The sequence below is a fragment of the Actinospongiicola halichondriae genome, from assembly GCF_049103745.1.
Lineage (GTDB): Bacteria > Actinomycetota > Acidimicrobiia > Acidimicrobiales > Salinilacustritrichaceae > Salinilacustrithrix > Salinilacustrithrix halichondriae.
The window spans coordinates 1,783,193-1,794,930 of record NZ_CP171622.1; the positions used below are offsets into that span (position 1 = coordinate 1,783,193).

Here is an 11,738-nt window from a genome sequence, read left to right on the forward strand (position 1 = left end):
CTGCAGTCATGGCTGATCTCGACGTCGTCCTGTTCGGACCAACCGGCGTGACCGGACGTGAGGTCGCCAGACACCTCGCCCGCCGGGCGCCGACGCTCGGCCTGCGATGGGGAGTGGCCGGCCGCGATCGCGCCCGCATCGACCAGGTGCTCGAGGTCGTCGGTGCCGAACCCGATGCCGTGCTGATCGCCGACGTCGAGGACGCCGACTCGATCGACGCCATGACCGGCTCGGCCACGGTGATCGCGAACCTCGTGGGTCCGTATGCCCGCTACGGCGAACCGGTGTACGCGGCCTGCGCCCGCAACGGGACCCACGAACTCAACCTCACCGGCGAGACCGACTGGGTCAAGGCCATGATCGACGCCTACGACGACGAGGCGACGGCCAGCGGCGCCAAGATCGTGCCGACGTCCGGGTTCGAGGCCCTGCCCTTCGACCTCGGTGCGCTGCTCGCAGCCCAGACCCTCCACGAGCGGACCGGCGACGCCATCGTCGACGTCGATGTCGCAGTGTCGATGTCGTCGTCGAAGCCGATGGGAGCGATGACCGACGCCGTCTCCGGTGGCACGTTCATCAGCGGCGTCGAGGCCATCCAGCGTGGCCCGGGGTCGGACTTCACCGACCCGTACCTGCTCGACCCGCCGTCATCGACCGCCAGAGGCCGGTACGACCTCCGTCCGCGGAAGCACTCGGCGACCCGTCAGTGGTTGGCGCCGATGTTCCCCTCGCCGTTCCTCAACCCCGCCGTCGTCCACCGCACGGCGGCGCTTCTCCGCGACTCGGACGATCCGCTCTTCGCCGCAGACTTCCGCTACCGCGAAGGAACCGTGACCGAGGCGACGGTCCCCAAACCTGCGGCATCGGCCACGGCGGCCGCCCTCTCGGTCATGTCGGTGGGCATGGGTGCGGCCGGCCGACTCCCCGCAGAGATCCGTCGACCGATGGCCAAGTGGCTCCTGCGCGTCGGCCCGAAGGCGGGTACGGGTCCCAAGCCCGACGACCTCGATGCGTGGACGTACCGACTCGAACGTCCGGGCCACCGATGCGCGGGGCGCGACCCAGGACGTCGTGGTCGAAGCCGACGGACATCCCGGCTACAAGTCGACCGCCACCATGGTCGGCGAGGCCGCCTTGGCCCTCGCCGACTCGATGTCCGGCGTCCCCGACGGCGCCGGATTCCTGACACCGTCCACCGCTCTGGGGCTGGCCTCGATCGACCGGATGGAAGAGGCCGGCGTCCGGTTCACCGTCGTCTGAGTACGGTCTGGAGTGGTCGCGTTTCTACGGTTGAATGAATCAGCACCCGCTGCGGCGCTCGATCTGATTCTGGGTTGCGGATCCGCGCTCCGGTGAGGCGAATCGCAACCCGGAAGGTTCGGACCGAGCCGTCGTTCCGATGAGCGAGGGTGGTCAGTGGCGGCCGGCGAGCGTGAGGAGACGGCCTCGCACGAGCGAGCGGATGCGTTCGGTCGCTGCGTGATGCGACGGGATCTCGCTCTCGGTCGCGCTGCCCGCCAGCGCACGGACGCAGGCATTCGCCTCGAACAGGACGACGGCGCCGTCCTCGTCGAGGCCGAAGTCCGCACCGAAGTAGTCGAGGTCCAGTCGCTCGTCCATCGCACGGAAGACGGGTTCCATCGCCGCCGGGAGCCCGGAGACGAACACATCGTCCTCGGCTCGCAGGTCCGGGTGATCCACGACCGACGCGCGATCTCGGGCGTGGACGTTCCAGGCCTGGGATGCGATCAGATGTTTGGCCACCGGCTCACCGTCGACCACCAGCACTCGGTACTTCCGATGGAGGCCGTCGGGCGAGCGGGTGTCGACGAACTCGGTGGCGTAGAACCAGCGGCCGTCGAAGGCGAACTGCTCGAGCAGGTCGTTGTCCTCCTCGCCGCGGATGAGTGCGAGCTTGTGTCCGCCGTGGGTACCAGCCTCTCGCACCAGGATCGGCAGCGCCAGTCCCGCAGCGGTCGCCATCGAGACCACGTCTCGCACCCGGGACGGTTGGATCCGAGTGGTCCGGGGCACGACGAGGCCGTCGACCCCGTCCAGCGCCTCGGCGACCGCATCTCGGGTGAGTCCGGCCACCTTGCTCGGATCGTTGAAGACCGGAACGCCGAGAGCGTCGACGATCTTCGATGCGACCGACAGTGCGCCCAGGTTCGTGTCGGGATCGCACACGGCGTTGAGCACGACCGCGAACCCGTCGAGCCGCAGGGCCTCGCTCTCGACCTCGCCCACGAGGAGCGAGGCCACGTCGAACGTGTCGTCGTCCACGAGGGACCGGATCTCGACGTTTCCCATGCTCTGGAAACCCATCCGCGCCTGGTCACCCGACAGTCGAGTCACGCGAATCTGCTTGTCGTCGCTGACACCGAGGAGATGGAGGACCCGGACACGGGCGTTCACGAGTCGGCTCCACTCTCGGCCACCGGGGATCGAGCGAGTCGAGCGTCGACATCGGCGAGATCCCTCGCCGCGGCGCCTCCGGCGGCCAACTCGTCCATGCGCTCGACGGTGACCGGCGAACCCATCTGCAGCTGACGCATCTGGAGACGGAGCTGCGACTGCGCCACGGCCAACTCGATCACCAGGTCGACATCGACCGACGCGAGGTCGGCCACCAGATCGTCGAGTCCCGACCGGAGGTGCTCGACCTCGTCGTCGAGTACGGCACGACACGCCTGCGCGATGGCCTGGTCCCGGACGTCGTCGCTCGTCTCCAGTTCAACGCCCACGGCGAACAACGCCGAGCATCCACCCTCGGTCAGCGAGGTCGCCAACTCCCCGGCACGACCATGATCCCGGCAGTGCTCAGCCCGCAGGTCGGCCAGCGCAGCGTTGGCAGGCCACGCAACCACGGCACCCAGATCACTCGAGCCGAGCGGCGGGAGATCGGCGCTGGCGGCGAGGACGTCGTGCGCATCGGCGAACGCAGCGAAGTGCGCTGCCTCCTCGTGGAGTTCTGCCGTCTCTCGGACCAGCTCTGCCGGCGGCACGCTCCGCGTGGCCGCGTCGCGTACGCGCTCGATGCGCGGGACGACTCCGTCGATCAGTTCCTTCGCCGCCTGACGGGCGAGCCATCCGACGTCGACGTGCACGGACCGATCCGGCCGGGCCAGGTGGGCACGGCAGATCTCCGCTTCGGCGGCCCAGTACGGGCGGAGCGCGTGGACCACGCGCTCGAGCGGGCCGACCGTCATCGGCGAGTCGCCACGACTTCGGCGTAGCGAGCGGTCCGGGCTGACCATGGTCCCCCGGTCGAGGCGCCCATCGTCCCGGCGATCTCCTGCTCGTGGACGTCGACGTCGAAGCCGACGGCGGACAAGACGTCTGCGATCTCGTCGGTGGATCGGGTGGGGTGGGTGACCGCGTTGGTGGCCCACCGACGAGCGATCCGTTCCACGTCGCCGGCCGAGAGCTCGGCATCTGATCGATGCTCGGTGGCCTCGAACGCGCCGATGGCCCGATCCACGAAGGCGTCGACGGCTGCGGGATCGAAACGGAGATCGTCCGGCGCGTCGGGAGACGACAGGCTGGTCGTGGTCACGAGTCGCCCGCCCGGGACGAGCATCGACGCCCAGGCGGCAGCGAGCTCCTTTCGCTGGTCGACCGGGACCGTCGGGAACAATCCGTGGGTGCAGGCGAGGTCGAAGCGGCGCTCGTTCGCTGGCGCCAGGACATCAGCGACGAGGCCGGACACCTCGGGCATCGCCGCGCGGATGCGATCGATCGGCGTGGCACAGCGGTCGATGACGGTGATCGACGGCGTGACACTGCGCGCTCGGTACGCAGCGAGCACCGTGGACGGCATGGCGTCGTCGGCTGCTCCACTGACGACCACGTCGACGAGTCCCGCCTCCGCCGCCGAGCCCAGCGTCCGATGGAAGAACGCTGCATGGCGGTCGGGGGTTGCGACCAGTCCGAGCGACCGCAACAGCGGCCACGCGCCGTGATACCAGCCGCAACCGGTCGCTCCACATCCAGCGGGGTCGTCGATCGGGCTCAACGTGCCAACTCGGTCGCTCGATCCACGGCACGACACGGTACCGGGCCAGCGAACCACCCGATCACGTCGCGAACTCGGGGACGACCATGCTCGCGTCCACGGTGGCGGACGATCGCTCCGGAGCGCACTCGACGCGTTCCCCACGGCGAAGCCGGAGATTGCTGGACAAGAAGGCGGCCAAGGCGATCGGCGTGGCGACGACGATCATTCCGAACAGGAGACCAAGCGGCACTCCGAGGGTGCCCACTGCCTCGCGCCAGCCTGCGACGAGGCTGCCGTGCTTCCGTGTGTCCGTCTCCATGCGGTACACACCTGCGACGCCGTTGGCGATGAGCGCGGTCGACGCGAGGCAGTTGACGATTCCCACAGTCAGGGCGGCGGAGGCTACGCGCGTGGGGGAGCCAGCGGAGGCCGGCGGCGACGAGGAGCGCATACACGGGCCATGCCGGGAGCAGGTAGCGGGAGTGAGCGATGCCACCACCGGTCACGTGCTGAACGAATCCCCAGATGACCACCGCCACCACGACCGCCAACGCCCCTGCGACCACGAGCTCGTGCCGAGCCTCACCACGCCACCATCGGACCGTGCGGAGAGCGATCGCGATGACGCCGAGCGCCAAGCCGGCCCACAGGAGCGCGAAGCTCATCCGATCGACCATGTGCACCGGGCCGGTGTCGACGCGGAACGTCAGGTCGACCCACAGACCGCGATACCGCGCCGCCATGAACGGCGATTCGAACAGACCGTCCATCGGGCGGCTGTGTCGTCCCAGCAACTCGTAGAGCGCCTTCCCGCCCGTGACGTCGCCGTAGAGACGGAGGTTCCGGAGATAGATCGGGCCGGCGAAGACCGCGGTGACTGCTCCCGGCACGACGACCACGGCCGCCACTCTGCGCCACCGATCAGGCATCCCGCGCCGTCGAAGAGCTCCGGCGAGCGCGAGTCCGACCGCGACGACCGCGAACGGCGTGGCCGAGACACGCGTCAGCGCTGCTGCCGCGCTGAGGATCGCGAGTGCCAGCACCCTCCGGTTCGTGGGGCCGGCGGTGAGGATGCGTGCGCCTGCCCAGAGCACGCCGAGCGACATCGCAAGTCCGGCAGAGTCGTTGTAGGTGAAACCGGAGTTGACCGTGACATGCGGTAGGAGCATCCCGACCGCTCCGGCGGCCAACCACGCCGACGGCCGTTTCGGCATCAACTCCGACGCAAGCCCGACGAGCGAGACGAGCGCCATCACCCCGAAGGCGACCGACACCAGTCGACCGACATGGATCGCCGTCGACGGATCAGCGACGACGTTGACGCCGCGCACGACCGGTCCCAGGAGCGAGTAGTACAGCGGGGGATGATTGGCGGTGTAGACCGTCCGGTTCTCGCGGTAGGTGTAGGACCCACCGGTGAGCGGGTCGAACACCGTCGGTGGATCGAACGTGGTCAGGTAGTAGCCGTAGCTGACATGGGCGCCCTCGTCGACCGGCGTCAAGGCTGGATACAGAATCGACGTGCTCAGTGTCGCGGCGACGAACAGGACCACGAGCGCTGCGAGCCCGGTCCGCACCGTGCGCGCCGTCGACCGATCACGACCCTTCAGGTCGAGCAGCCCTCCGTCCGTGCGCGCAACATTCCCCGCCATCGACGGCACCCAGCCCATGGCGGGCGAACGTAACAGGCGAAATCGGAAGGGCTGGATTCCCCACGCGAGTCGCCCGAGGCGACGCCGCTAGTTGCAGGACCAGAGGTCGGGTTCACCCTGGGCAGCAACGATGCCGTCGCCGCCGGCGGCGATGCAGGCGTCGACCGCATCAGACTGCGTCGCCTCCCAGACCAGAGCGAATCCTGACCGAAGCGTCGTCCGGACGGTCGTGCACTCGGGGTCGCTGTAGAAGTCGACCAGGTCAGGCAGGTACTGCGGGCTCGTCCCGTCGGTGAGGAAGAAGTACCCGGCGGCACGCGCCTCGAAGCAACCCGCCCGCGCCAGATCCTCGTCGACCACCGGCGCACACGTCTCGTCGAAGGTGGCGTCCATCCCCGGAACCGGTCCCCCGGGCACGCCGTCACCGTGGTCTTCGTGGGCAGTCACCGCCGCGTCGGCGACGGTGAGGAGGCGGTAGTCGCCCGAGGATGCGTCCCGATGGCAGATCTCGACGCGCTCCCGGGGCGCCGCAGCCGCGGGACCGGCTGCGACCACCAACGCAGCGAGGGCTGCGACGAACGAAGCCACGACGGCCATGCCGCGCCGCCGCCACACGACGCCGGCCGCTCCCCTGCCTGACGCCCGGCGCCTCGTCCTCGACGTGCTCGATCCGGTCATGTCGCCCTCCACATGCCGCTCTGCTGGATTCCACCGTTGTGGGCCTTACCGGCATCTCTTGAAGGTTTCTTGAGAAGACTTTTCGTGTTCCCCACCAAGCTTGGTTCCCGGGAACGACCCCCGCCTGGAAACAGAAGAGCCGGTCCAGTGGACCGGCTCTGACCTGCAGTTCTTCCGTCGGGCTGGGGAGATTCGAACTCCCGACCTCTTGACCCCCAGTCAAGCGCGCTAACCAAGCTGCGCCACAGCCCGTGGGGCCGGTCAATCTAGCTGCGCCGACGAGGCCGATCGGAATCCGACGACCGACGTTCGTCCGACCGGGTCACAGGAGCCAGCTGATGAGCTGGACCAACCGCCAGCCGAGATACACGATCAGGAAGGCCAGCATCAGCTTGAAGTGCCAGGGAACGGTCGGCGGGTCGGGCACGGCTTCGGGGTCGGCCACGTGGTGCCCCTCTGGGCAGTCGCCGGCGCGATCGAGCGTGTTGGGGTTGTAGAAGCGCTCGCAGCCAGGACAGAACGGCACGTCAGGCTCCCAACGTGGCGGTCACGCGTGACGGCACGGGGCGGCCGATCAGGCCGGACACCGTCGTCGCCACGCCCACCATGGCCGAGAGGTCGATGCCGGTGTCGATCCCGAGACCGTCGCAGAGGTGCACGAGGTCCTCGGTGGCGAGGTTGCCACCCGCTCCGGCAGCGAAGGGCGAGCCGCCCAGTCCCCCGACTGCCGTGTCGAACGCCGTCACACCGAGGAGAAGCGCCGCGAACGCATTCGCGAGCGCCGTCCCTCGGGTGTCGTGCAGGTGCAGTCGCACGTCGGGGCCCACGGCGGTGACGACGTCGGCGATGCGCTCCGGGGTGGCGATGCCCGTGGTGTCGGCGAGCGTGACGTGAGTACTTCCGGCTTCCCGCACCTGCTCCACGATCGCGGCCACGTCGAAGGGGCCGATCTGCTCGTCGTAGGGAGACCCGAACGCACAGGAGATCACGGTGTCGACCTCGAGGTCGCCGGCGGCACGGACGATGTCGGCGACGCCCGCGACCGAATCCTCGGTCGATCGCTTCACGTTCGCCTGGGAGTAGGTCTCGGACGCAGAGACCGTGACGGTGATGGCGTCGACCCCGGCCGCCACGGCGTCGTTCGCGCCGCGGACGTTGGGGACCAACGCCCAGTGACGGACACCGGCGGAACGCTCGAGCGAGCGACAGACCTCTGCGGCACCGGCCATCGCCGGGACTGCGGCCGGCGAAACGAACGCGGCCACCTCGATGTCGACGACGCCGGCGGCTGCCAGCGAGGCCACGAGCGCGACCCGTTGCTCGACGGCCAGCGGCTCCTCCGGTTGGAGGCCGTCGCGGGGACCCACGTCACGGATCGAGATCGAATCCGGCAGATCCCAACTCACGCCGGGCACTCCACGTTGTCGACGGAGGACTTCACGGCCAACGATCTTGCTCCCTCGGTGGCGCTGCGACCCAACGGGCGAGCACCGACGTCGAGGGGACGAGCGACGTGCCTACGAGCGCCGGATGGCGAGGATGGCCGTGTCGTCGTCGACCGGCTCGGTCGCGAAGTCCTTGGCCGCCTCGAGCAGGCTCTTGCAGAGCACGTCGGGCGGGACGCCGGGATCACGTCGGAGCGTGTTGGCGATCCGCTCCTCACCGAAGAACTGGTCGCCGGCCCGTGCCTCGGCGAGACCGTCGGTGTACAGCAGCACGAGGTCGCCGGGATCGAGGTCGATCTCCTTCGAGTGGTAGCTCGCGTCGGGGTCGAGCATCAAGAGCGGCCCGGTCGCTCGCAGCGGACGCACCTCCTTCGCGTGCCACAGCCAGCCGGCCGGGTGACCGGCCGAGCACACGCGCAACGTGCCCGACTCGGTGTCGAACACGACGACACACAGCGAGATGAACTCCTCGACCCGTTCGAGGGCCGACATCTGTGAGTTGAGCTCCTCGAGCGCCTGGGCAGGATCCCGGTACTGACGGAGGAACACCCGGAGCAGGTACTTGGCCTGGAACGCAGTGATCGACGGTTCGATGCCGTGGCCGGTGACGTCGCCGATGACGGCAGCGATGCGGCTGGGCGACACCCGGAACACGTCGTAGAAGTCGCCGGCCATCAGACCGGTGCCGGCCTCGTAGACACGGCCGAGTTCGAAGCCCTGGAAGTCCGGGAGCTCCTCCGGAGCGAGGCGTGCCGCCCACTTGCGAGGAGCGAGCTCCTCCTGGGAGAGGACCTCCTGCGCCTTGCGCTCGATCTGGGTCCGGTCCTCGGCGATGCGGGCGACCTTGCGGAAGTCGCGGCTGTAGACGATCGACACGATCACCGGGATCAGGATGAAGCCGAAGAGCGCCTCGGACTCCGACGTCCCGACGATGGCGACGACGCCACAGGCGATGGCGAGCACGCCATAGAGGACGGCAGCGTGGAGTTCCTTGCGGAACGAGGCGCGTGCCAGGACGGACTGGTCGGATGTGGCGCCGTACTCCGACTCGATGCGCTGCCAGGAGATCTGGTGGCGCATCGCGGATCGGCCCCACACCACGGCGGCAGCCACGCAGGCAATCGCGACGAGCGCGAGGATCGGTTGCTCCATGGTGACCATCAGGGTAACGCTCGGAGCGTTGCCGGCCGTTGACGTCGCGTGTCAGGCCGATGAGTTCTCGCTGATTTTCAGCGAATCTCAGTCGCGCTTGCGGACTCGGAGCTTGAGCGGGGTCGCCTGGAGGTCGAACGCCTCACGCAGCGACCGTTCGAGGTAGCGCACGTAGGTCTTGGGGAGTTCCCGGTTGGCGAAGAGCGTGAACGTGGGCGGGTTGGCCGCGCCCTGGAGGGCGTAGAGCACCCGGGCACCGTGGGGAGCGGGCTGCGCCTGCTGCGCGGCACGGATCACGTCGTTGACCTTCTTGGTCGGCACACGGGTCTCGTAGGCGGCGATGGCGCTGCCCAGTGCGGGATAGAGGCGCTGCACGCCCTTGCCCGTGAGGGCCGACACCTGCAACACCGGCGACTCGCCGATGAAGTGGAGACGCTGACCGACCTGGTAGAGGATGTCTTCCCGCTGTTCGGCGCTGGTGATCTCCCACTTGTTGAGCAGGACGATGACCGGGCAACCGGAGAGGTCGACCCGCTCGGCCAGGCGGAGGTCCTGGCTCGTGATGCCCTCGCTCGCGTCGATGACGAGGATGGCGATGTTGGCCTTGTCGACGGCCTGGAGCGCACGGACGACCGAGTAGTACTCGGTGCCGTCGTCGACCTTGGATCGCCGACGCATGCCCGCCGTGTCGACGAAGCGGATCATCCCCTCGTCGGTGGAGACGACGGTGTCGATCGTGTCGCGGGTGGTGCCGGGCATGTCGTGCACGATCGACTGCTCCTCCCCCGCCAGGCGGTTGAACAGCGTCGACTTCCCGACGTTGGGGCGTCCGACGATCGCGACTGCGATCTCGTCACCCTCGCTCCAGTTGTCGTCGGACAGTTCGGGCTCGATCTCCTCGGGGATGAGGGCGAGCAGTTCGTCGAGGAGGTCGGCCGAACCCGGACCGTGCAACGCGCTCAGGGCACGCGGCTGGCCGAGGCCGAGCTCCATGAAGTCCCAGATCATGACCTCGCGGCGGGGATCGTCGATCTTGTTGACGACGAGGAGGACCGGCTTGTTCTTCCGACGGAGCACGGCGGCGGCCATGGCGTCTTCTTCGGTCACGCCTGTGGTGCCGTCGACGACGAAGATGACGATGTCGGACTCCTCCATCGCCTTCTCGGACTGGCGCGAGACCTTCTCGTCGAGCGCGCTCCCGCCGGGCATCCAGCCGCCGGTGTCGACGACCTCGAAGCTGCGGCCCGTCCACTCGACCGGGACGACCTTGCGGTCGCGGGTCACGCCGGCCTGCTCCTCGACGATCGCCGTTCGGCGTCCGGCCAGGCGGTTGACGAGAGTCGACTTGCCGACGTTGGGGCGGCCGACGATGGCGACACGTGCTGTCATGTTCGTTCCAGTGCGGATCGGAGGGCCAAGCCGTCGGTGGCGACGATCTCGACGGGGTGGGGCAGGTCTGCGACCGACATGCCGTCGAGGAAGCGATCCTCGGACAGGCAGACGTCGGGCAGGAGATAGCGGTGGCCGGCAGGCTCGGCGGCGAGGGTGCGGGCGATGTCCTCGCCGACCATGAGCCCCGAGACGGCGATGTTGCCGCCGAAGAACTGGTTCTCGACCACACACACACGGACGTCGTCGCGGCCGGCCTGCTCGAGGAGCGGACCGAGGATCCGTGCACCGTACGGGGCCGTCAGGATCGCGACCGGGGCGTTCTTCCGCGGACGTAGCCGAAGGTTGTCGGCGCTGTCGCCGAACGTGCGCACGGCCCGGTAGCCCTCGGCTGGCGCGCCGTCGACCCAGGAGAAGAACCCGGCCTTCGTGCCCGTCGCCTCGGACACCGCACCCGTGAACTCGGCCTCGAACGTCCGCGCCATGCCGATCCCGTCCTCGTGCATGGCGAAGTCGCCGTAGACCTCGGACGGTGGGAACGGACGGTCGGCCAGCAGGTAGTACTCGTCCGCTGCGTAGACGAGACGCGAGCCGAGGGTGGCGGCGAAGACGTCCTGCCAGTCCTCGACGCAGTCGACGACGGAGCGTGCCTCCTCGACCGTGTGGAACCGCATCCGGGGTTCGTCGGAATGGGCACTGATCCCGAGGGGCACGACGGCCACGGTCGCCAGTTCGGGGTACTCGTCGAGCACACCGGCGAGGGTGTCGTCGAGCACTCGGCCGTCGTTGACCCCCGGGCACACGACGATCTGTCCGTGGACGGTGACGCCGTGGTCGAGCAGCGCCCGCAGCCACCGCAGACTCGTGGCGCCCCGTCGGTTGCGGAGCATGTCGGCCCGGACCTCGGGGTCGGTCGCGTGGATGCTGACGTAGAGCGGGCTGAGACCCTCGGTCAGGACCCGTTCGAGGTCGCTCTCGGTGAAGCGGGTGAGGGTCGTGAAGTTCCCGTAGAGGAAGCTCAGTCGGTAGTCGTCGTCCTTGAGGTACAAGCTCCGGCGCATGCCTGGCGGGAGCTGGTAGATGAAGCAGAACTCGCAGTGGTTGTCGCAGGTCTGGACCTCGTCGAAGATCGCCGAGTCGACGTCGGCACCGAGCGGTGCACCGGCCGCCTTCGTGACCGTGACCTCGACCTCGAGGCCGCCACGGCGCACGTCGAAGCGCACCTCCGGCTCGTCGACCAGGAGGCGCCACTCGATCACGTCGCGCGGCATCACCCCGTCCAACGACAGGATCTCGTCCCCAGGGACGAGGCCGGCCGCCTCAGCAGGTGACCCGGGCGCGACAAGGGTCACGCGGGGCAGGCTCACAGTGGTCCAGGCTACCGGCGGTCGATACGCAAACCCCCATGTGACGAGGGGTGCGGAC

Annotated in this window: 11 protein-coding genes and 1 tRNA gene; 1 reads left to right on the forward strand and 11 read right to left on the reverse strand. The window is 68.8% G+C overall.

Features of this window, described 5'->3' with window-relative positions; translation table 11 throughout:
- The first annotated feature begins 8 nt into the window (after positions 1-8).
- Entirely contained in the window at positions 9-1,298 is a 1,290-nt protein-coding gene (locus AB8619_RS08765) for a saccharopine dehydrogenase family protein (protein WP_436796087.1), read from the forward strand.
- 115 nt (positions 1,299-1,413) lie between these two features.
- Here AB8619_RS08765 and AB8619_RS08770 read toward each other — a convergent pair whose 3' ends face one another.
- The 11 genes from AB8619_RS08770 to AB8619_RS08820 all read right to left on the reverse strand — a co-directional run bounded on the left by AB8619_RS08770 (position 1,414) and on the right by AB8619_RS08820 (position 11,680).
- Entirely contained in the window at positions 1,414-2,415 is a 1,002-nt protein-coding gene (locus tag AB8619_RS08770) for an ATP-grasp domain-containing protein (RefSeq protein ID WP_436796088.1), read from the reverse strand.
- Positions 2,412-3,209 carry a hypothetical protein gene (locus AB8619_RS08775; RefSeq protein ID WP_436796089.1) on the reverse strand — a complete coding sequence of 266 codons (798 nt, stop codon included), beginning with the start codon at positions 3,207-3,209 and terminating at the stop codon, positions 2,412-2,414. The genes AB8619_RS08770 and AB8619_RS08775 overlap by 4 nt, the downstream gene beginning before the upstream one ends.
- Positions 3,206-4,015, reverse strand: coding sequence for a hypothetical protein (locus tag AB8619_RS08780; RefSeq protein WP_436796090.1), 810 nt, complete (start codon positions 4,013-4,015; stop codon positions 3,206-3,208). Before AB8619_RS08780 ends, AB8619_RS08775 begins: the two co-directional genes overlap by 4 nt.
- Entirely contained in the window at positions 4,012-5,667 is a 1,656-nt protein-coding gene (locus tag AB8619_RS08785) for a hypothetical protein (protein ID WP_436796091.1), read from the reverse strand. Before AB8619_RS08785 ends, AB8619_RS08780 begins: the two co-directional genes overlap by 4 nt.
- 69 nt (positions 5,668-5,736) lie before the next feature.
- Positions 5,737-6,246 carry a hypothetical protein gene (locus tag AB8619_RS08790; protein WP_436796092.1) on the reverse strand — a complete coding sequence of 170 codons (510 nt, stop codon included), beginning with the start codon at positions 6,244-6,246 and terminating at the stop codon, positions 5,737-5,739.
- Between the two features lie 258 nt (positions 6,247-6,504).
- Positions 6,505-6,579, reverse strand: a tRNA-Pro gene (locus AB8619_RS08795).
- A 70-nt stretch (positions 6,580-6,649) separates the two neighbouring features.
- Positions 6,650-6,853 carry a hypothetical protein gene (locus AB8619_RS08800; protein ID WP_436796093.1) on the reverse strand — a complete coding sequence of 68 codons (204 nt, stop codon included), beginning with the start codon at positions 6,851-6,853 and terminating at the stop codon, positions 6,650-6,652.
- A 1-nt stretch (position 6,854) separates the two neighbouring features.
- Complete coding sequence (locus tag AB8619_RS08805; protein ID WP_436796363.1) at positions 6,855-7,721, reverse strand: hydroxymethylglutaryl-CoA lyase; 867 nt, start codon at positions 7,719-7,721, stop codon at positions 6,855-6,857.
- A 123-nt stretch (positions 7,722-7,844) separates the two neighbouring features.
- Positions 7,845-8,924: a PP2C family protein-serine/threonine phosphatase gene (locus tag AB8619_RS08810; RefSeq protein ID WP_436796094.1), complete on the reverse strand. Its 1,080-nt coding sequence runs from the start codon at positions 8,922-8,924 to the stop codon at positions 7,845-7,847.
- An 87-nt stretch (positions 8,925-9,011) separates the two neighbouring features.
- On the reverse strand, positions 9,012-10,313 hold the full coding sequence (gene der, locus AB8619_RS08815) for a ribosome biogenesis GTPase Der (protein ID WP_436796095.1): 1,302 nt from the start codon (positions 10,311-10,313) through the stop codon (positions 9,012-9,014).
- Complete coding sequence (locus AB8619_RS08820; protein ID WP_436796096.1) at positions 10,310-11,680, reverse strand: DUF512 domain-containing protein; 1,371 nt, start codon at positions 11,678-11,680, stop codon at positions 10,310-10,312. The genes der and AB8619_RS08820 overlap by 4 nt, the downstream gene beginning before the upstream one ends.
- Positions 11,681-11,738: the final 58 nt, after the last annotated feature.